This is a genomic window from Rhizobium sp. R86522 (genome assembly GCF_042466255.1).
Classification (GTDB): domain Bacteria; phylum Pseudomonadota; class Alphaproteobacteria; order Rhizobiales; family Rhizobiaceae; genus Allorhizobium.
On the sequence record NZ_JAXHBX010000001.1, the window covers coordinates 2,166,714 to 2,187,610 of the forward strand.

Here is a 20,897-nt window from a genome sequence, read left to right on the forward strand (position 1 = left end):
ATCATGGCTTCGCGCGCATACAACATTCCGAATCTACTGACCTACGCTCGCATTCTCGCCGTGCCGCTCATCGTCGTGTGCTTCTTCCTGGAAGGCCGACTTCAGAGCTCCGACTTCGCCCGCTGGACGGCGCTGACGATCTTTGTCGTCGCCTCGATCACCGACTATCTCGACGGCTATCTGGCACGCATCTGGAACCAGACATCCAATATCGGCAAGATGTTGGACCCGATCGCCGACAAGCTTCTGATCGCTTCGGTGCTGCTCCTGATGGCGGCGGATGGCACGATCGCGGGCTGGTCGCTCTGGGCCGCCATCACCATTCTCTGCCGCGAGATCCTGGTCTCGGGCCTGCGTGAGTATCTGGCGGCGCTCAAGGTGTCCGTGCCAGTTACCCAGATCGCCAAGTGGAAGACGACCGCGCAGATGTTCGCACTCGCCTTCCTTCTGGCCGGCCCGGCGGGGGATAAAATTCTACCCTATGTCGAGTTTGGCCTCGCCACCCATATCGGCATCGCGCTTCTCTGGATCGCCGCCATCCTGACCATCTATACCGGCTACGACTATTTCCGCGCCGGCGCGAAGCACATGGTGGATTGAGATGGTGAAGGTTGTCTACTTCGCCTGGGTTCGCGAGCGGATCGGCAAGGGCGAGGAAGAGCTGGAGATCCCGGCCGAGGTCAAGACCGCCGGCGAGCTGGTATCCTGGCTTGGGACCCTCGCCGAAGGCTATGAGGAAGCGCTGCGCTTTCCCAAGGCGATCCGGGTCGCCGTCAACCAGGAACATGTCGATCATAACGAACTGATTGCTGGCGCCCGTGAGATCGGCATCTTCCCGCCGATGACCGGCGGCTGAGAGGCGCCCGCTGGAGGACAAGCCGTGACGATCAGGCCCGCCCCCACCATCCGCGTCCAGCGCGAGGATTTCGATCCGGCAGCCGAGTCGCAGGTTCTCTCAGCCGGGCGCAAGGACATTGGAGCGCTCGTTTCCTTTGTCGGCCTTTGCCGCGACGAGGCGGGAACGCTTTCGGCGCTCGAACTCGAACATTATCCGGGCATGGCGGAAACAGAGATGACCCGGATCGCGGAACTTGCGATCGATCGCTTCTCGCTGCTGGGGCTCACTGCCATCCACCGTTTCGGGCGGATCGAGGCGGGGGAACAGATCGTCCTCGTCATTGCCGCCGCCCCGCATCGACAGGCTGCCTTCGACGGCGCCAATTTCGTCATGGACTTCCTCAAGACCTCAGCGCCGTTCTGGAAGAAGGAACACGCGCAAGATGGCACCAGCGGCGATTGGGTCGCGGCAAAGGACGCCGACGATACGGCACGGGATCGCTGGAGCCGATAAGCGAGTAGCCTCGCATGAACTGCCACAGCCGCCAATCGATCTCGACTTGGCAGGATCGCTCACGCGTTGGCCGAGCCGACGTGTGCCTTCCCTTGTCTCGCGCACATGGCGGCATGAAAAAACCGGAGCCTTTCGGCCCCGGTTCTTTAATCTGTCCAACGTCTTGAGGCTTCAGCCTCAGGATGCGATTCAGCCAACGATTTCGGTGTCGGCGAACCAGTAGCTGATTTCCTGGGCAGCGGTTTCCGGAGCGTCCGAACCGTGAACCGAGTTTTCGCCGATCGACAGGGCGAACATCTTGCGGATCGTGCCTTCGTCGGCATTGGCCGGGTTGGTCGCGCCCATGATTTCGCGGTTCTTCAGGATGGCGTTTTCGCCTTCGAGAACCTGAACGACGGTCGGGCCCGAGGTCATGCCTTCAACCAGTTCGCCGAAGAAGGGGCGTTCCTTGTGAACGGCGTAGAAGCCTTCAGCTTCGCGCTTGCTCATCCAAACGCGCTTCGAAGCGACGACGCGCAGGCCGTTGTCTTCGAAAACCTTGGTGATGGCGCCGGTCAGGTTGCGCTTGGTGGCATCGGGCTTGATCATCGAGAAGGTGCGTTCAATCGCCATCTGTCTCATCCTTTTGTCTGTCAGGGAAAGTGGGCGGTATCTACCCGCCCCGAATCACGAAGACAAGAGGGCTTCGACAATTTCACGACGACGTCACAATCACACGGTTTTGACCGGTCAGGCGACCGCATGGGCGACGCCGTCATGGAGTTCGAGGCAACGGTCGAACCAGAGGCTCACTGGATCATCCGCCGGCAGGTGGATGGCGCCCGTGGTGACCCTCAGCCATTGCAGCGCACCGAACAGGATATAGTCGCCGAAGAGCGGGGTTGCGCCGCCGACGAAAGGCTGGAAGCCCAGCATGTGACGGAGCGGCTGGAGCGCTGCCGGAAGGGCTGCAACTGCGGCGTCGCGACCGGCGGCCATGTCCTCCAAGGTCCGTCCGAGCCTTTCCTCACGGCTCTTGCGGAAATAGGCCTGGTCAGCGGGAGCCAGCATGTCGTGGATGTCGACGAGAGCGATCTTCGTGATCGCGGTATGGACGACATGCTGGGAATAGCCCTCCACCAGGCGTGCTGCGGCGACACCGCCCTGCCCGCCAAACAGGCTCGGCTGCTCGGGATAGGCCTCCTCCAGATAGAGCGCGATCCGAAAGCTGTCGGAGATCAGTTCCTGACCGTCCCTAAGGATCGGAACCGTCTTTGAGAACCCGCCCTCGATTGTTGGGATCGCCGTGAAGGCGAGCGGCCGCTCCTCGAATACAAGGCCCTTGTGGTGGAGGGCCATCACGGTCTTCCAGCAATGGGGCGAGAAAGGACGCGCGGCATCGGCGCCGCACAGCGAATAGAGGGTCATCGTCATCGGGATCTCCTAGGTTCGCACCAAAAAAGCCGATCACGGGGCCGGATGCAAATCAGCATTTGTCATGGAACCCATAACCCCCATTTCGGTCGAAGCCGGCTAGACTGGATGCAGGACCACAATCAGGAGCGTACCATGCAGAACTATCAGATGCTCGCGGACTACAATGCTTGGGCCAACAGGCTGCTTTATTCTGCTGTCGCAGACCTCTCGACCGAAGAACTCCACCGCGACACCGGCGCCTTCTTCGGATCAATCTTCGCCACGCTCAGCCACATCCTGACCGCAGACCGGATCTGGCTGAACCGGTTCACCGGCGAAGGCCCGATGCCCCGCTCCCTAGATGAGCGCCCCTATGATGACTTCGAGGATCTGCGGGCCGCTCGGCTGGAAGAAGACACGCGGATCATCCGTTATGCGCAGAGCCTGACTGCGGAGCGGCTGGATAGCGACTTCAGCTACACGCCGGTCACATCGCCGGAACGCGTAAACCATAAGCTCTGGCCGGCCCTCACCCATGTCTTCAACCACCAGACCCACCATCGTGGGCAGGTTCATGCCGGATTGACCGGACTGGGCAAGCCGAGCCTCAGCCTCGACCTGATCTATTTCGTCCGCAGCCAGGGCCAGCAGTGGCTGTGAGACGCGACAGAGGCCTGACGGGGCTCTAAAACGGAAATGGGGCCACGACAATCGTGACCCCAAGTCTTTCGTGCGGATATGGGCTTGGCTGCGGTCAGGCCGCGCGACGCGCTCCAGAACCTGTCTTCGATCCGGTCTTGAACTGCGCCATCAGGTGATCCAGCGTGGTGGCCTCCTGGACGAGTTGCTGGATCGCAGCGCTCAACTCCTCCACCATCGCAGCATTCCGCTGGGTGTTCTTGTCGATGTGCCCGACCGCCTGATCGATCTCGACAAGGCCCTGTGCCTGGGTCTTGGCACCATCGATGATCTTGGAGATCTCGTGGCTGATCGACTGAACCTCGGTCGCGATCGTGCTCAAAGCCTCGCCGGCCTGGTCGACCAGTGACACACCGTTGCGCACTTCTTCCCCGGATGCGTTGATGAGGGTCTTTATCTCCTTCGCTGCATTGGCGGAGCGCTGAGCGAGTTCGCGAACCTCCTGTGCGACGACCGCAAAACCCTTTCCGGCCTCACCGGCACGCGCCGCTTCGACGCCGGCGTTCAGCGCCAGAAGATTGGTCTGGAAGGCAATCTCGTCGATGACGCCGATGATATTCGAAATGGACTGCGACGATTGCTCGATACGGCTCATGGCAGAGACCGCGTCGGTTACGATCGTGCCGGATCGTTCCGCACCCATCCTTGCCTGGTTGACCAACTTGCCGACCGAATCCGCGACAGACGCGGTTTCCTTCACTGTGGCCATCACGCTGGACAGCGCGCTCGCGGTTTCCTCGACCGACGCGGCCTGGCGCTCGCTGCGGGCGGAGAGATCGTTGTTGGCCTGGCCGATCTGGCCCGTACCGTTGCGGAGAACTGAGGCCACCTGACCGACCTGAGAAACGACGACTTCGAGCTTCTGCACCGATGCATTGAATGACGTGCGCAGCTCATCAAGCGGGCCTGAGAAGGCGCTGTCGATGCGGTAGGAGAGGTCCCCCTCCGCCAGCTTCTGCAGCGATCTGGCCAGTTCGGAAACGGCGTAGTCCACCGCTTCGGCTTCCCGCGCCTTTTCCGCTTCCCGCTTGCGGCGGTCGGCATCGGCAGCGGCATCGGTTCGCTTGACGTGATCGGCCATCTCTACGGCCTCGCGCTCGGCAGCGACTGCATCGGCAACAGCCTTGTCGGAGACATCGAATGCCTTGACGACGGCCGAGGTCAGAGCGATCAGGACGATGCTCTGGACGATCAGCACCACCGCATGCAGGACGACGCGCGAGAAGTCGGAATCACCCGGGAAGACCGCCAGCGGCATCGCAACATACAGCAGCAGATGGTGGACCGCGACGAGCGCGGCGTAGCCGATAATCGCCTTCCAATCGATCCAGGCGGCACAGATCGCCAGGCTCGCGAAGAAGTACATATGGATGTCGATTTGGAGCGGCGAGCCCTGGAAGGCGAAAACGAGAACAGCGACCGTCGCCGCATTCGCCATGGAGGTAACCATGCGGGTGGTCGCGCCGGTACGATCCCTTGTCCACAAGAGTGTGGCCGGCACCAACAGGGCGAGAGTGGCCAGGATCATGGTCCAGTCGACACCCTGCTCGCGGACGAGATTGCGGATGACGATCAGGGCAAAATTGATCCAGAGCAGTCCGACGATGCCGTAGGAGATCCTGTCTCTGAGCTTATTCAGTTCATTCATGTGTTCATTCCTTGCAGGCAACCAAGCGCCAGATCATGGTTGATGACGAGCAAAGCGCCCGCATCGAGAAGCCGCTCCGGAAAATCCGGAGCCTGCGAATAAGCGACCGACATCCACGGGACGCTTCCAGCCCAGACGAAAGCACCGTCAGCCCGGTCGATGACTGCCATCGAACCCGCCGCATGTGCCGCGGGTGAGGTTACAACGAGGACGAAGGGGCCGGACGGCCTTGCCGCTATGACAGCGACAACGGCGACCGCCAGCGAGAAGTAGACAGCGGGAATAAGGGACTTCATGGTGCCTACGTATGTTCGCCGGTCGAGTTCTGAGAAGGCTCTTCCCCAGCTGGTTTTCAGAACTTCAGCAAACCACAAACATCTCTAAAATATAATTAACCGAAGGGCGGAACCCGCTCATATTTCGAGCAATTCCGCTTTAGCAAAAGGCAAAACGGAAGCCCCTGAGCAGGCCTTTGCCTTAACCGTTTCGTATGTGGTGCCGTGTTACGAGACCACAATTCTGCGGGAATAGTTCCGGCCTCCCACAGACCAAGCGCAACTCATCGGATGATCAGGACGAATTGATGAGCGGAATTGCAGACGATCTCCAGAAGATCACGGTCTTCATGCTGAAACATCAGATCGCCGGGATCCCCCGCAACTTCGAACTGGTTCATGAAGCCTTTGCCGGCAGCAAATCGGATTTTGCGCGTGAGCTTGCAGCCCTTGGATCCCGTCCGACGCAATCGGCGCTCGACCAACTCGGCCTCAAGCACCGGCTTGCCGGCCATTGCGGCGTCTCGGCGGAACGCTTGCAGGACGAAACGCTGAAAACGCTGAAACGGCTCAGCGACCAACTGTCGCTCGGACTTACCCAGAAGCGCGCTTTCACGAACTCGGTGGAAGGCGTCATCCGCTCGATCCGCGAGGATGTCACCGTCGGGATCGACCAGTTGCTCGGGGAGTTGGATCTGCTTTCCTCGATTGCCGGGGACATGATCAAGGCGGAAACAGCGCTGGCATCCGATGTTGCCGAGGGGCTGGACAGTCTGAATGCCGCAGACCGGGCCATTCGCGCAGCGCAGGCTGCGATGAAACGGGACCATCTGACCGGCCTCGCCAACCGGATCAGCTTCATCCAGACGCTGGAGGACGCCCATTCGGCCGCCTCGGCGGCCAAGCCGAGCGCGCTTGTGCTGATCGAAGTCCTCGATCTTCCCGGACTGCAGCACCAGTATGGGGACGAAGCGGTCAGCAAGCTCATCCGTGGTCTGGCGACGATCTTCCGCAAGGCGATCAAGAAGCACGACTTCATCGCCCGCATCGAGGCCGACACCTTTGCCTTCGTCTTCCAAGGCATCAACGCCGACGAGGCACACATCATCGCCGAACGGCTGTTCACGACGGCGGATAACAATCTCGTCTTCGCTTCCGAGACCTCGCCGGGTTCCGGCGGCCTGCCACTCGCGATCGGTCACGCCATGGCACACGAAGCCGCCGATCCGACAAGCTGGCTCGCCATTGCCAAGACCGCCACGATATTGGCACGGCAAAACCCGCGCCAGCCGATCATCGGCTACAAGCCCGGACAGCGCCAGGTCGCCTGACGAGATCGCCCGGCAGGCCCGACCGGGCGCCCTCGCCCGCTTGCCTTTGGCCGTGACATCGGCCAAAAGCCAGAACCATGATCACGATCAACGATATCTCCGCCCGCATCGCAGGCCGCCTGCTCATCGACCACGCCAGCGTCGCGCTGCCGGCCGGGACCAAGGCTGGCCTTGTCGGCAAGAATGGTGCGGGCAAATCGACGCTGTTCCGTATCATCACGGGCGATCTGGCCTCCGAAAGCGGCAATATCTCGATCCCGAAGAATGCGCGCATCGGCCAGGTCGCGCAGGAAGCGCCGGGAACGGAAGACTCGCTGATCTCCATCGTGCTTGCCGCAGACAAGGAGCGCGCAGCCCTGCTCGTAGAGGCAGAGACGGCGACGGATCCGCATCGCATTGCCGAAATCCAGACACGGCTTGCCGATATCGGCGCGCATTCGGCGGAAGCGCGTGCGGCGACCATTCTCTCCGGCCTCGGTTTCGACCACGAGGCGCAGTTGCGCCCGGCCTCGTCCTTCTCCGGCGGCTGGCGCATGCGCGTGGCGCTCGCCTCGGTGCTCTTCGCCGAGCCGGATCTGCTGTTGCTCGACGAACCGACCAACTATCTCGACCTTGAAGGCACACTCTGGCTTGAGGACTATGTGCGGCGCTATCCGCACACGGTCATCATCATCAGCCATGACCGGGATCTCCTGAACACCGCCGTCAACTCGATCATCCATCTCGACCAGCAGAAGCTCACGCTCTATCGCGGCGGCTATGACAGCTTCGAACGGCAGAAGGCCGAGAACGACGAATTGCAGATGAAGGCCAAGGCGAAGAACGACGCCGCGCGCAAGCATCTGCAGAGCTTCATCGACCGCTTCCGCGCCAAGGCGACCAAGGCCAAGCAGGCCCAGAGCCGCATCAAGGCGCTGGAGCGCATGGGGACGGTTGCCGCCGTCATTGAGGACCATGTCCATCCGATCACCTTCCCGAAGCCTGAAAAGCAGCCGGCCTCGCCGATCGTTGCGATCTCGGGCGGCGTGGTCGGCTACGAGCCGGGCAAAGCGATCCTGAAGAACCTCAACCTGCGCATCGACAACGATGACCGCATCGCGCTTCTCGGTTCGAACGGTAACGGCAAGTCGACCTTCGCCAAGTTCATTTCCGGCCGACTTGAGGCCCAGGGCGGCCAGTTGAAGACGGCATCGAGCCTGAAGATCGGCTTTTTCGCCCAGCACCAGCTTGACGACCTCATCCCGAACGAGAGCCCCGTTGCCCATGTGCGCCGGCTGATGCCGCTGGAGCCGGAAGCCAAGGTGCGTGCCCGCGTCGCGCAAATGGGGCTTGCGACGGAAAAGATGGAGACGGCTGCCAAGGATCTCTCGGGCGGCGAGAAGGCGCGCCTGCTGATGGGGCTTGCCGCCTTCCACGCCCCGAACCTACTGATCCTCGACGAGCCGACGAACCACCTCGACATCGACAGCCGCAAGGCGTTGATCGAGGCACTCAACGACTATGAGGGCGCCGTTATCCTGATCAGCCATGATCGCCACTTGATCGAGGCGACCGTCGACCGGCTCTGGCTTGTGAACAACGGCACGGTCACCAGCTTCGACGGCGACATGGAAGAGTATCGCTCGCTGATCATCGCCTCGGGCAAGAAGCCGGTGGAGAAGGACAAGGGCGACGGCGGCGCTGATACCGTCAACAAGGCCGAGCAACGCAAGGCGGCTGCCGACAGGCGCGCGAGCCTTGCACCACTCAAGAAAAAGATCAACGAAGTCGAGGCCTTGACGAAGAAGCTGGAGACTTTGATTCAGGCGCTCGACAAAGAACTTGCCGATCCGGCTCTCTATGAGAAGGCGCCGGCCAAGGCGGCAGAAAAGGCCAAGCAGCGCGGAGAAGCGGCGGCAAAGCTTTCGGCAGCGGAAGAGCAATGGCTGGAGCTGTCCACCGAATACGAAGAGGGCATGGCGGGCTGACCGCTGGCCTTACCTCTTTGCAACCCGAAGCAGTCTAAACCCGCCTAAGAGGCGGCAAGGCTCAAATCCTACGAATTTGGTTGTAATCCATAGCGTTCCCATTGTTTTCTCGTGATATTTAAATCAGAAAATCGTGATGTCGCGCAACTCAGGCGCGATTTTTAGTAAACTTTTAAATTCCAGACCACATCATTCCCGCGAGTTAGGTCAGCCTACTTCAATCCAAAGTGCATTTCGTACCCTTCGTCAGCCTTCCGGCCGGATGACTGTGCGCAAACGTTTTTGTCCCCGACGGGCCCCTCCGTTGCCGGGAATTGCGAAGCTGTGCGCGGAACGATCTGCACACCTGAGAAGCGCCTCGGTGATGCAACCGGGGCTCCCCCTCCCCGCGATCCATTCCATGAGGGCACGGACCCGGAGTGAACGGAAAGCTGCGGAATGTCGACGAAACCCTTGTCCATCAAAGCCTCGCTGCTCGGGGCCTTCATGCTTCTGCTTGCCCTTCTCGTCGTCCAGGGTGGCTTTGCCCTCTGGTCGATGAATGGTGTCTTTTCCAATGTCCAGCGACTGGCGCAAGGCTCGGTACCGGTCGTCGACATCACCAACCGCCTGAATATCTCCATTGCCAACCTGCGTGCCTTGCAGACGCGGCATATACTGAGCACGACCCCGGAGACGCTTGCTGCAGCCGACGCGGCAGTTGCCAAAGAGGTCGATAAATTGAGGGACCGGATGGCGCGCTATGAGGCAATGATCACACTTCCGCAGGAAAGGCCCGCTTTCGAAGGATTCAAGGCCAGCGCCGAAAACTATCTTATCGCAGGCGACCGCATGATCGAACTTTCGCGCACCGGCGACAAGGCTGCCGCTGCGGCGTTGCTCACGGGGGAAATGGTTGTCGCCTATGACGAGATGGATGGCTATGCAGACACATTCCGCGACGCCAATGTCGATGCGGCTGCCGCGATGTTCGAAGAAAGCGCCAGCAGTTTCCGTCTCTCGCTTCTGAGCAATGCCGCGATCCTGGTTGTCGGTGCGCTGGCCGGCATTGCCGCCATGATCTTTGTCGCGCGCGGCGTTACCAAGCCGATCGAACGCATGACACGGATCATGGGGCGCCTCGCCCGCAACGAGTTCGATGTCGAGATCGCCTATCTCGAACGGCAGAATGAGATCGGTGACATGGCGCGTGCCGTCGATGTGTTCAAGCAGAACGGTCTTCGGGTGCGGAAAATGAACGCGCAGGAGCACCGGATGAAGCAGCGCTGCGACGAGTTGCAGGAAAGCATCGGCCAGGTTTGTGCTGCGGCCATTGCCGGCGACTTCTCCCAACGGATCGATCGCGATTTCGAGTTCCCGGATCTCAATGCCTTCGCAAGCTCGATGAACGACCTGGTGCGCTCGATCGACAACGGCCTTGCGGAAACACGGCGCGTCATCGCCGGTCTGTCCGATGGCGATCTGACCGATACCATGCGCGGCGAATTCAACGGCGCCTTTGCGGAACTGCAGGGCAATGTGAACGGCACGATGCAGGTTCTCAGAACCGTCGTCGCCGAGGTTCGTACCTCAATCGATCAGATCCGCTCCGGATCGGGCGAGTTGCGTTATGCCTCCGACGACCTTGCCAAACGCACAGAACAGCAGGCGGCCGCACTTGAGCAGACCTCGTCTGCACTCGAGGAAATCACCGCAGCGGTCCGGCAATCGACCGACACGGCGCTTCAGGCGACCCGCATGGTCGATGAGGCGCGCCGCAGCACCGAGGAATCGAGTTCTGTCGTCGGCGACGCGGTCGCGGCGATGGGACGGATCGAGCAGGCGTCAGGCGAGATCGGCCAGATCATCAATGTGATCGACGAAATCGCCTTCCAGACCAATCTTCTCGCCCTCAACGCCGGCGTCGAGGCGGCGCGGGCGGGTGAGGCTGGCAAGGGCTTTGCCGTCGTTGCCCAGGAGGTCCGGGAACTCGCCCAGCGTTCGGCAGGTGCGGCCAAGGACATCAAGGCGCTGATCACCAAGTCGGGCGAGGAAGTCGGGATCGGCGTGCGCCTTGTGACGGCAACCGGGGATGCGCTGTCGCGGATCAGGGAGCATGTCATGCATATCAACCAGTCGGTTCACCAGATCGCGGCAGCGGCCAGGGAACAGTCCCACAAGCTCCATGAGGTCAATACCGCCGTCGGCCAGATGGACCAGTTCACACAGCGCAATGCTGCGATGGTGGAGGAGACGACCGCCAGCACCAACAGGCTGGCCGATGATGCCGTCAACCTGTCGCACCTGATCAGCCACTTCAAGCTCGATACCGCCTCGTCCCGGGCACGATCATCGCTGCCCGCGGCAAACGACACTGGGAACGGGCTGCGAAGAGCAGCAGCCACGCGGTGATCAAGACATCATAGCACACTGCGAAGGGCCGCCCTGTGGCGGCCCTTCTGCATTTCTGGCATTCGACGATTTCAGGCCTTCTTCTCCCAGCGCCCCTCTGGGCTCTGTTGCCAGTAGGTCAGTGTGTGACCCTGGCTCTTCAGCCGTTTCCATTGCGAGCGGGCCCCGTCGAGCTGTTCCGTGTCGTATCCGTCGAAGACGAAGACGACGCGGTCGTAAGGCAGCTCATCCGGCGGCTCGGCGCCATCGACCAGAAAGCGGACGCTTGCCTGGTTGGTGTTTTCGGTACCCGTGGTCAGCAGCACCGGCTGGCGATCCGGCGAGGCGCCGTCTTCTGTGCCATGTGGCAGAAAACTCTCGTCCCGATAGGTCCAGAGAAGCGCATCGAGCGCATCCCGGCGTTCGGGGTCACGCGTCTGGACGGCCACGCGCCAGCCGCGCTCCACGCTCTTTTCCAGGAGCGGCGGGAGCGCGTCTTCCAGCTTCGATTCCGTCAGATGGTAGAAGAGAACATCGGCCACGGAGGCAGTCACCGCCATCAGGATTTGTAATGCGCGCGAACGAGTTCATCGAGCAGGCGTACACCGTAGCCCGAGCCCCAGGACTGGTTGATCTCGTCGTTGGGTGAACCCATCGCCGTGCTGGCAATGTCGAGATGGGCCCAAGGCGTGTCCTTCACAAAGCGCTTGAGGAACTGGGCTGCCGTAATTGAGCCTGCCTGACGGCCGCCGGTGTTCTTCATGTCGGCGAACTTGGAATCGATCAGCTTGTCGTACTCCTTGCCGAGCGGCATGCGCCAAAGCCGTTCATTGGTCGCGAGGCCGGCGGCCAGCAGCCTTTCCGAAAGCTCATCGTCGTTGGAGAACAGTCCGGCATGCACACTGCCGAGTGCTACGCCGATCGCCCCCGTCAGCGTGGCAAGGTTGATCATGAAGGTCGGCTGGAAACGATCGTTGCAATACCAGAGGGCATCGCAGAGCACGAGGCGGCCTTCCGCATCGGTATTGATCACCTCGATCGTCTGGCCGGACATCGATGTCACGATGTCGCCGGGACGCTGGGCATTGCCGTCGGGCATGTTTTCCACCAGGCCGAGGATGCCGATGGCATTGACCTTGGCCTTGCGGGCGGCAAGCACATGCATCAAGCCCGCGACGGCAGCGGCACCGCCCATGTCACCCTTCATGTCCTCCATGCCGCCTGCCGGCTTGATCGAGATGCCGCCGGTGTCGAAGACCACGCCCTTGCCGACAAAGGCGATCGGCTTGTCTTTCGACTTGCCGCCCTTCCACTGCATCACAACGAGGCGAGGCGGACGCACGGAGCCCTGGGCGACGCCGAGAAGCGCACCCATGCCGAGCTTCTTCATCTCTTTTTCCGTCAGGATCTCGACCTCGACGCCGAGCTTTTCGAGCTCCTTAGCCTTGGCGGCGAATTCGAGCGGTCCCAGCACGTTGGCAGGCTCGTTGACGAGGTCGCGGGCGAGGATCACGCCGTCGGCAACCGCTTCCGTTTCCGCAAAGGCCTTCTTGGCGGCTGAGGCCTCAGCGGTGACGATCGTCACCTTCACCGTCTTTTCAGCCTTCTCTTCCTCGTCTTCCGACTTCTTCTTGGTCTTGTAGGTGTCAAACTTGTAGGCGCGAAGCAGCATTCCAAGCGCGAAATCCGCGACAGCCTTCGGCGAGACCTGAAGTCCGGGGACATCGACGTAGACGGTTACGGTGTCAGCCCCCTTCACCGCCGCCGTGGCAACGCCCCCTGCCTTCAACCAATCATGCGCGGACAAGCTATCGCCCTTGCCGAGCCCGAGAACGACCAGCCGGTCGAGCGGCGAGCCATGCGGAGCAACGATGTCCAGGGTTGAAAGCGACTTGCCGGTGAACTTGCCGGACTTGGCGGCGCGGGCATAGACGCCGGCCGGATCCGCTTCAGTCGCCCCCGCCGGCATGTCTGCACCTGACGTCGTCAGGAGAATGGCGAGCCCTTCCGCAGCGGCGTGGGACTTTGCGAAGGAGACGGCGAGTTTCAGCGACATGACGGGCATCCTGGATACGTGATGAGAAGACTTACAGGGATCATGGTCTTTTCGCGAACGATGGCAAGAGTTTGACCGGGCATTCCTCATCCAATCCCCCGATTGCAGCCAGCGCCGCGCCAGCGTGTCCGATTTATCGCGGTGGAGAAAAAAACAGGATCACGAAGCCGGGGAAATTGACATCCGTCGGTCGCCAAAATGCCGCAAGCGTTGTAGAGAACGCCAATCCTCGGCGCGACGTCTGCGTGTCGCGCCTGCAAGGGAACCCTATGAAGATACTCGAACAATACATCCTGCGACGGGTCGTCCTGATGTTCACGACAGCGCTTTTACCGGTGCTGGCGATCATCTGGACGACGCAGGTGTTGCGACGTATCAACCTCGTCACCGACAGTGGCCAGTCGGTAGGGTCCTTCATGCTCTTGGCGACGATGATCCTGCCGACCATCATCGCGACCGTCCTGCCCTTCGCACTCGTCATCGGCATCACCCATACGCTGACCACGATGAACAACGATTCGGAGCTTGCGGTCATCGATGCTGCCGGAGCACCGAGACGGACGATCCAGCGTCCTCTCCTGATGCTGGCGGGCGGCCTCAGCATTTTCTCGCTGGTCATGCTCGGCTTCGTCGAGCCGGCAATGCGCGTCAACGTGCGAAGCATGATCGCCACTGCTTATGCCGACCTGCTCTCTTCGGTGATCGAGGAAAAGACCTTCCGACAGATCGAGCCCGGCCTCTATGTGCAGATTTCCGAGCGGCAGGCAGGCCGCCAGATGAAGGGCTTGCTGGTCGCCGATTCCCGTGATCCGGCTTCCGAGCTCATCTATTATGCCCGTGAGGGCGCGGTCGAAGAGACCGGCAAGGCGCTCGTGATGCAGGATGGCGAAGTGCAGCGCAAAGCGCCGAACGGCGATGTGACCGTCATCCGCTTCGACCGCTATGCCTTCGATCTTTCGGATCTCTCCGAGGAACGCGGCCAGGCCCGCTTCGGCGCCAAGGATCGCGACCTGTTCTATCTGATGGATCCCGATCCGCTCGACGAGCGCTATGTCAGCAATCCCAACGACTTCAAGGCCGAACTCCATCGCCGCATCAGCGCGGCCTTCTTCCCGCTGGTCTTTGCTGTCATCAGTCTGATGATGTGCGGTGACGCCCGGTCCCACCGCGAAGCGCGGCTGCATCCGATGGCGTCGACCCTGCTGATGTCACTCACCCTCTTCTGGGCTTCGAACTACGTCACCTCGCTCGTCGAAACATCCGCGGCCTACGTGCCTCTGCAGTATTTCGTGCCCCTGGCCAGCGGGGCCGCTGCCGCCTTCATGCTGGCAACGAATCGTAGCCCGCGATTGCCGCGTATGGTCTCCACTCTGGTGAGCAAGGCGATCACACTCACGCAGAAGCGGCTGGGCGCAAGCACCGGGGGCGCGGCATGATCTGGACTCTCGGGCTTTATTTCTTCCGACGCTACATGATGACGTCGCTGTGGTTCTTCCTCGGCGTCATCTCGATCACCTATCTCATCGATTTCACGGAAACCTCCGGCCGCTACGACAACCTGCCGGGCTATTCCGTGACAGGCGTGCTCTACCTCACCGCCTTGCGGCTGCCGCTGATCCTGCAACAGACGGTGCCGTTCATCGGCCTCTTCGTCGGCATGGCGACGCTGATTGCGCTCAACCGCAAGTCTGAACTGGTTGTCGCGCGGGCGGCCGGTATTTCCGTCTGGCAGTTCATGGCGCCCTTCCTGATTGGCGCCACCCTGATCGGTCTGACGACGACACTGGTGATCAATCCCCTCGCCGCCTGGGGTGAACGCCAGGGCACCGAAATCGAAACGAAGTGGCGTGAAACGGCGGGCAGTGCGAAACCGACGCCGATTCCGTGGCTGCGCCAGTCCAGCGGCGACAATGACGTGGCGCTCGGCGCGCGTGCCGTCCTCGAGGACGGAACCCTGCTTGTCGATGCCGTTCTACTGCATTTCGACCAGGATGGCCGCATCGTGCTGCGTCAGGATGCGCGCACGGCGACTTTGAAAGATGGTTACTGGATGCTTACCGACGTTCTTGAGACGCGTCCGGGAGAAATCCAGACGCGTCTCGCCGAGGCGCGGGTTGCGACCAATCTCAACGAGGAATTCGTCCAGCAGCGTCTAGCCAGACCGGAAAGCGTTGCTTTTTATGATCTATTTCAGAAAATTGAAGTTGCCCGATCCTTCGGGATCGCACCCCATGCGCTGGAAACGCAGTTTCATTCGCTGCTTTCACTGCCGTTCCTGATGATTGCAATGACGCTGATTGCTGCAACCGTTTCGCTGAAATTCAGCCGTATCAACCAATCGAGAACGGTGATTCTCGGTGGAATATTGTCAGGCTTCGTGCTTTATGTTGTCTCTGTGCTCGTTAGGGCATTCGGAAGCAGCGGCGTCATGCCGCCATATGTTGCGGCCTGGGTCCCAGTTGTCGTAGCCATGGCACTGGGGGCAACGATTCTGCTTCACAAGGAGGATGGTTAGTGGCGGTAAAAGACCGCGGGAATATCAGGAGGCTCTCAGTAGCCCTGCTGACCAGTGTCGCTGTGTGCGCTATGGCGCCCGCTGCGCCTCTCGTGCATGCGCAGAGCCTGTCCGACTCAGCGTCGATGGCAGGTAACGTCCCTGATGACGCGAAGCTGCTTCTGGCAGCCAATGAACTCGTTTATGACCGTGATGCCGAGCGCGTTGTCGCGAACGGTGCGGTACAGATCAATTATGCCGGCTACCAGATGGTGGCCCGTCAGGTCGTCTATGACCAGAAAACGGGCCGCGTCACAGCGGCGGGCAATATCGAGCTGGTCGAGCCGACCGGAAACCGCATCTATGCGGATTCACTCGATGTCACCGACAATTTCTCCGACGGCTTCCTGCGTGCTTTGCGCGTGGAGAGCACGGATAACACCCGTCTTGTTGCCGAAAGCGCCCAGCGCGTCGGCGGCACGCAGATGATCCTGCACAAGGGTGTGTACACGGCATGTCTTCCCTGCGCGGAAAACCCCTCTCGTCCGCCGCTCTGGCAGGTGAAGGCTGAGCGCGTCGTTCAGGACGGCACCAAGAAGACCGTGCGCCTCGAAAGGGCCCGGTTCGAACTCTTCGGCAAGTCGCTTGTGACGCTGCCGTTCATCGAGGTGCCGGACAATACCGTCAAGCGGAAGTCGGGCTTCCTGTTCCCGCAGTTCCGTTCCGGCGAAAATGTCGGCTTCGGCATTGCGGTCCCCTACTACATCGCCATCGCTCCGGACCGCGACGCGACGGTCACCGCGACCGGCTTCAGCTCCCAGGGCGTGCTCCTCGAAGCGGAAGTCCGCCAGCGCTTCGAGAAGGGTCAGGCCAGCATCCGATTCGCGGGCATCAGCCAGATGAACACGGACGAGTTCACTGCCGGCACGAGCGATGCCGCGCGTGATACGCGTGGCCTCATCGCGTCGAAGGGCGAGTTCAAGATCAATCCGCGCTGGGCATTCGGCTGGGATGTCATGGTGCAGAGCGACAACAACTTCGCGCGAACCTACGGCATCGATGGCCTCAATGCGTCCACCAACACCAATGTCGTCTATTTGACCGGCATCGGCGAACGCAATTTCTTCGACATGCGCGGCTACTATTTCGACGTTCAGGACGCGGATCTGAACAACACGTCGGAGAAGAAGCAGGCGACCGTTCTGCCGGTCATCGACTACAGCTATTACGCGCCCGAACTGGTCGCCGGCGGCCAGTTGTCGGGTACCTTGAACTTCACCTCCCTGTCGCGCTTCTCGAGCGAATTCGCCGATACGAACAGAGATGGTGCGTTTGACGTCTATCGCGGGCTCAAGGGCAACATGAACCGCCTGACGGGCGAACTCGAATGGGAACGCACCTTCGACGGTCCGGGCGGATTGCAGATCACGCCGCTTCTCGCTGCCCGTGGCGATGTCTATGGCTTGGCCATGGACGCCCCCGGAAACTACACCGGCGGCTATACAAGCAACGATGCCCTTGGTCGCTACATGCTGACCGCCGGCATCGAGGCCCGTTATCCGTGGCTGATTACCACTGCGAACAGCTCGCATATCATCGAGCCGATCGCGCAGATCTATGCCCGCAACAACGAGGGCTATGCTGGCCAGTTGCCGAACGAAGATGCGCAGAGCCTGGTGTTTGACGCCAGCAACCTCTTCTCGCGCAACAAGTTCTCCGGCTTTGACCGTGTCGAGGGCGGAACACGCGCCAATGTCGGCATGCGCTACACCGGCAGCTTCGACAACGGGATCGGTGTACGCGCGGTCATCGGTCAGTCCTACCATCTGGCGGGCCTGAACTCCTACGCGACACAGGACCTGCTGGCCGTAGGCTCCGATTCCGGCCTCGAGACGGATGTTTCCGACTATGTGGCATCGGCTGGTTTCGAACTGCCGATCGGGCTTTCGCTGAGCGCCGGCGTGCGGCTTGATGAGAAATCGCTCGACGTTCGTCGTACCGACCTCAATGCGACCTATTCTCAGGACAGGTTCGAAACAAGCCTGACCTTCACCCAGCTCGACGCGCGCCCGGGCTACTCGTTCAACAACGACAACCAGACGATCACCAGCTCGACCACAGTGAAGGTCACCGAGAACTGGTCGGTGTTTGGTTCGTTGAACTACGATATCGATGCTGACAAGTTCAACCGTCGAAGCGTTGGCATCTCCTATGCCGACGAGTGCACGGTCTTCTCGATCGCCTATTCGGACAAGTATGATCCGAATGCGGAGACCGCGAACGACTGGACGATCGGTGGAAAGCTGGTGTTCCGCACCCTCGGAGAGATCAATCTCAGCGACACCTCGTTCGAGTGAGGCCAAAGCGCTGCGATGCAGGTCATTGTTTCGCCGCATGGATTGTGCAATCCGTGCGGCGGTTCTAAAATCCGTTACATGATCTACGTCCGGAGCAGGCTTCTGCAGTTCGGAGAAAGGATGACAGATGGCTCATGCAAACAAAGGCACCGGTCTGCTGCTTGCCGGCGTCATCGCGCTGTCCTTAAGCGTCAGCCCGACACCAATCTTTGCGCCGGCTCAGGCAGCAACATCGGTGGCTGCCGTTGTCAACAAGACCGCAATCACGAGTGCTGACGTCGCTCGTCGAGTGGCCTTCCTGCGACTGCAGCGTCGCACTGGCAATCTCCAGCAGATCGCCCGCGACGAACTCGTGAACGAGACGCTGAAGCGCGAGGAGATCGCGCGGGTCGGCATGTCCGTCAGCACGGCGGATGTCGATGCCTCGTTCGAACGCTTTGCGTCGTCGAACAAGATGTCGGTGTCGCAGCTCAATACTGTGCTCGATCAGGCCGGCGTCGGTGCCGCGCACTTCAAGTCCTTCATCGCTGTCTCCATGAGCTGGCCGCGCCTCGTGAACGCACGCTATGGGGCGGGAGCGCGTGGCCGTTTGTCCAACCAGGATCTCGTGACGCGTCTTCTCGAAAACAAAGAGAAGCCGGTGACGACGGAATACTTCCTGAAGCAGGTGATCTTCGTGGTGCCTGCCTCGAAGAAGGGCATCGTCGGCAAGCGCAAGGCGGAAGCCGAAAAGTCGCGCGCCTCCTTCCCCGGCTGCGATCAGGCCATGGAGTTCGCCAAGAACTATCTTGATGTGTCGATCCGCAATCTCGGCCGTGTTCTCGAGCCTGAAATGCCGCCGGAGTGGAAGCCGCTCGTGGAGAAGGCAAAAGGTGGCACGACGGCGACCCGCGTGACCGATCGCGGCGTCGAGTATCTCGCCATCTGCAACCAGCGTCAGGTTTCTGACGATGTTGCGGCTGAGGTCGTCTTCCGCGCCGAGGATATCGGCAAGGAACAGCAGGGCGAAAACCCGAATTCTGATAAGTATCTGGAAGAACTGCGCTCCAAGGCCCAGATCGTAATACAATAAGCCGCGAAAGGCCGATCCATGACCAATGGCGTCCTTCCGCTGGCGCTCAGCCAGGGCGATCCGGCCGGTATCGGGCCGGATATTGCTCTTCAGGCCTGGCTGAAACGTGATGAGCTGGCGCTTCCGCCGTTTCTCTATGTCGGCGATCCCGAGGTCCTGAAGGTTCGCGCCCGCCAGTTGGAACTCGACGTTACCGTCGAGGAGACGGATGCGGCGCATGCAAGCGACGTCTTCGTCCGGGCGCTTCCGGTTCTTCCCATTCCGACGGGCGTCGATGTCTTGGCCGGAAAGCCGCATGTGGCGAATGCCCGCGGCACGATCACAGCCATCGAGACGGCCGTCGCCCTGTGCCTCTCGGGTGCAGTGCGCGCGGTCGTGACCAATCCGATTGCAAAATCCGTGCTGTACGAAGCCGGCTTCGGGTTTCCCGGGCATACCGAGTTTCTCGCCGATCTCGCGGCGCGTGCAAAGGGTGGCTCCGTAATGCCGGTCATGATGCTCGCGGGGCCGAAGCTGAAGGCCGTACCCGTGACCATACACATTCCGCTGAAAGATGTTCCCGGCGCCCTGACCGAAGCCTTGATCGTCGCCACCTGCCGGATCGTCGCGCAGGATCTCGCCGATCGGTTCGGGATCGCCTCCCCGCGACTGGCGGTCGCCGGCCTTAATCCGCATGCGGGCGAGAATGGCGCGATCGGCCATGAGGACGATGATATCATCCACCCGGCGATCGGCAGGCTGCGTGACGAGGGCATCGATGCGTTTGGCCCCCTGCCCGCCGACACCATGTTCCACGACGATGCGCGTGATCGATACGACGTGGCGATCTGCATGTATCACGACCAGGCACTGATACCGGCCAAAGCCCTCGGCTTCGACGACAGCGTCAACGTGACGCTCGGGCTTCCCTTCATCCGCACCTCGCCTGACCACGGAACGGCTTTCGGTCTCGCGGGCAGCGGTTTTGCCAAGGAAACCAGCCTCGTTGCAGCCTTGCGGATGGCTGATCGAATGGCGCATGCGCGGGATGCATCCAGCTGATGGCCGCGCTCGATGGACTGCCGCCGCTGCGCGACGTGATTGCGCGCCATGGACTGGATGCCAAGAAGGCGCTCGGACAGAACTTCCTGCTCGATCTGAACCTGACCCAGAAGGTGGCCCGCAATGCCGGGTCACTTGAAGGTGTGACGGTGATCGAGGTCGGGCCGGGTCCGGGCGGCCTTACCCGGGCAATCCTTGCTTTAGGCGCGAAGAAGGTCATTGCCATCGAGCGTGATCCGCGTTGCCTCCCGGCTCTGCAGGAAATTGCCGACCATTATCCCGGTCGCCTCGAGGTGATCGAAGGTGATGCGCTGAAGACCGATTTCGCGAGCCTGGCTCCAGGCGAGCCGGTGAAGATCATCTCGAACCTGCCCTACAATGTCGGTACGCAGTTGCTGGTCAACTGGCTGTTGCCAAACCAATGGCCGCCCTTCTGGCAGTCCCTGACGCTGATGTTCCAGAAGGAAGTCGGGCAGCGGATCGTGGCGCGCGAGGACGACAATCATTACGGCAGGCTCGGCGTGCTCTGCGGCTGGCGGACGGAGGCGCACATGGCCTTCGACATCCCGCCGCAAGCCTTCACGCCACCTCCCAAGGTGACCTCGACCGTGGTCCATCTGGTCCCGATCGAAAAGCCCCTGCCCTGTGATCCTGACAAGCTGGAAAAAGCGACGCAGGCTGCTTTCGGCCAGCGCCGCAAGATGCTCCGGCAAAGCCTCAAGCCGATCGGCGGGGAAGCACTGCTCGCCCGCGCCGAGATCGATCCTCAACGCCGGGCGGAAACGCTCAGCGTCGAGGAATTCTGCCGGATCGCCAATCTGCTCTGACTACCCGGCTCTTC

Annotated in this window: 19 protein-coding genes; 13 read left to right on the forward strand and 6 right to left on the reverse strand. The window is 61.1% G+C overall.

Annotated features, from left to right (window positions below):
• Positions 1-3 precede the first annotated feature (3 nt).
• From pgsA to SJY08_RS10485, 3 genes are read left to right on the forward strand one after another with little or no spacing between them, the layout of a single operon-like run.
• Positions 4-600: a CDP-diacylglycerol--glycerol-3-phosphate 3-phosphatidyltransferase gene (gene pgsA, locus SJY08_RS10475; RefSeq protein ID WP_377275513.1), complete on the forward strand. Its 597-nt coding sequence runs from the start codon at positions 4-6 to the stop codon at positions 598-600.
• 1 nt (position 601) lies between these two features.
• Positions 602-856 (forward strand): molybdopterin converting factor subunit 1, encoded by a 255-nt coding sequence (moaD, locus tag SJY08_RS10480; RefSeq protein WP_377275514.1) that lies wholly within the window; start codon positions 602-604, stop codon positions 854-856.
• 30 nt (positions 857-886) lie between these two features.
• On the forward strand, positions 887-1,351 hold the full coding sequence (locus tag SJY08_RS10485; RefSeq protein WP_377278543.1) for a molybdenum cofactor biosynthesis protein MoaE: 465 nt from the start codon (positions 887-889) through the stop codon (positions 1,349-1,351).
• Between the two features lie 189 nt (positions 1,352-1,540).
• Here SJY08_RS10485 and ndk read toward each other — a convergent pair whose 3' ends face one another.
• Together ndk and SJY08_RS10495 are read right to left on the reverse strand one after the other, a co-directional pair.
• Entirely contained in the window at positions 1,541-1,963 is a 423-nt protein-coding gene (ndk, locus tag SJY08_RS10490) for a nucleoside-diphosphate kinase (protein ID WP_054150527.1), read from the reverse strand.
• A 117-nt stretch (positions 1,964-2,080) separates the two neighbouring features.
• Positions 2,081-2,764 (reverse strand): glutathione S-transferase family protein, encoded by a 684-nt coding sequence (locus SJY08_RS10495; RefSeq protein ID WP_377275515.1) that lies wholly within the window; start codon positions 2,762-2,764, stop codon positions 2,081-2,083.
• Between the two features lie 135 nt (positions 2,765-2,899).
• On the opposite strand from SJY08_RS10495, the gene SJY08_RS10500 reads away from it, so the two are divergent.
• Positions 2,900-3,406 (forward strand): DinB family protein, encoded by a 507-nt coding sequence (locus SJY08_RS10500; RefSeq protein ID WP_377275516.1) that lies wholly within the window; start codon positions 2,900-2,902, stop codon positions 3,404-3,406.
• Between the two features lie 94 nt (positions 3,407-3,500).
• Here the strand turns inward: SJY08_RS10500 and SJY08_RS10505 are convergent, their stop codons facing one another.
• Together SJY08_RS10505 and SJY08_RS10510 are read right to left on the reverse strand one after the other, a co-directional pair.
• Positions 3,501-5,093, reverse strand: a complete 1,593-nt coding sequence (locus SJY08_RS10505; protein ID WP_377275517.1) for a methyl-accepting chemotaxis protein — start codon at positions 5,091-5,093, stop codon at positions 3,501-3,503.
• Positions 5,090-5,389: a hypothetical protein gene (locus tag SJY08_RS10510; RefSeq protein ID WP_054150523.1), complete on the reverse strand. Its 300-nt coding sequence runs from the start codon at positions 5,387-5,389 to the stop codon at positions 5,090-5,092. Before SJY08_RS10510 ends, SJY08_RS10505 begins: the two co-directional genes overlap by 4 nt.
• A 287-nt stretch (positions 5,390-5,676) precedes the next feature.
• Here SJY08_RS10510 and SJY08_RS10515 point away from each other — a divergent pair, with 287 nt between their 5' ends.
• From SJY08_RS10515 to SJY08_RS10525, 3 genes are all read left to right on the forward strand, one after another.
• Positions 5,677-6,699, forward strand: coding sequence for a diguanylate cyclase domain-containing protein (locus tag SJY08_RS10515; protein ID WP_377275518.1), 1,023 nt, complete (start codon positions 5,677-5,679; stop codon positions 6,697-6,699).
• 77 nt (positions 6,700-6,776) lie between these two features.
• Entirely contained in the window at positions 6,777-8,666 is a 1,890-nt protein-coding gene (locus SJY08_RS10520; protein WP_054150521.1) for an ABC-F family ATP-binding cassette domain-containing protein, read from the forward strand.
• Between the two features lie 438 nt (positions 8,667-9,104).
• Entirely contained in the window at positions 9,105-11,057 is a 1,953-nt protein-coding gene (locus SJY08_RS10525) for a methyl-accepting chemotaxis protein (protein WP_377275519.1), read from the forward strand.
• 71 nt (positions 11,058-11,128) lie between these two features.
• On the opposite strand, the gene SJY08_RS10530 is transcribed toward SJY08_RS10525, so the two are convergent.
• Together SJY08_RS10530 and SJY08_RS10535 are read right to left on the reverse strand one after the other, a co-directional pair.
• On the reverse strand, positions 11,129-11,578 hold the full coding sequence (locus SJY08_RS10530; protein WP_377278545.1) for a DNA polymerase III subunit chi: 450 nt from the start codon (positions 11,576-11,578) through the stop codon (positions 11,129-11,131).
• Positions 11,579-11,595: 17 nt separating this feature from the next.
• Positions 11,596-13,092 (reverse strand): leucyl aminopeptidase, encoded by a 1,497-nt coding sequence (locus tag SJY08_RS10535; RefSeq protein ID WP_377275520.1) that lies wholly within the window; start codon positions 13,090-13,092, stop codon positions 11,596-11,598.
• A 269-nt stretch (positions 13,093-13,361) separates the two neighbouring features.
• On the opposite strand from SJY08_RS10535, the gene SJY08_RS10540 reads away from it, so the two are divergent.
• The 6 genes from SJY08_RS10540 (at position 13,362) to rsmA (ending at position 20,883) form a co-directional block, all read left to right on the forward strand.
• Positions 13,362-14,528 (forward strand): LptF/LptG family permease, encoded by a 1,167-nt coding sequence (locus tag SJY08_RS10540; RefSeq protein WP_377275521.1) that lies wholly within the window; start codon positions 13,362-13,364, stop codon positions 14,526-14,528.
• The gene (gene lptG, locus SJY08_RS10545) at positions 14,525-15,607 is read left to right on the forward strand and encodes an LPS export ABC transporter permease LptG (protein ID WP_377275522.1); all 1,083 of its coding nucleotides are present in this window, start codon (positions 14,525-14,527) and stop codon (positions 15,605-15,607) included. Before SJY08_RS10540 ends, lptG begins: the two co-directional genes overlap by 4 nt.
• On the forward strand, positions 15,607-17,943 hold the full coding sequence (locus SJY08_RS10550) for an LPS-assembly protein LptD (RefSeq protein ID WP_377275523.1): 2,337 nt from the start codon (positions 15,607-15,609) through the stop codon (positions 17,941-17,943). The genes lptG and SJY08_RS10550 overlap by 1 nt, the downstream gene beginning before the upstream one ends.
• Positions 17,944-18,070: 127 nt before the next feature.
• A complete protein-coding gene (locus SJY08_RS10555; protein ID WP_377275524.1) occupies positions 18,071-19,015 on the forward strand; it encodes a SurA N-terminal domain-containing protein in 945 nt (314 codons plus the stop codon).
• Between the two features lie 18 nt (positions 19,016-19,033).
• Positions 19,034-20,056 (forward strand): 4-hydroxythreonine-4-phosphate dehydrogenase PdxA, encoded by a 1,023-nt coding sequence (pdxA, locus tag SJY08_RS10560; RefSeq protein ID WP_377275525.1) that lies wholly within the window; start codon positions 19,034-19,036, stop codon positions 20,054-20,056.
• Positions 20,056-20,883 carry a 16S rRNA (adenine(1518)-N(6)/adenine(1519)-N(6))-dimethyltransferase RsmA gene (gene rsmA, locus SJY08_RS10565; protein WP_377275526.1) on the forward strand — a complete coding sequence of 276 codons (828 nt, stop codon included), beginning with the start codon at positions 20,056-20,058 and terminating at the stop codon, positions 20,881-20,883. Before pdxA ends, rsmA begins: the two co-directional genes overlap by 1 nt.
• The last annotated feature ends 14 nt before the right edge of the window (positions 20,884-20,897 follow it).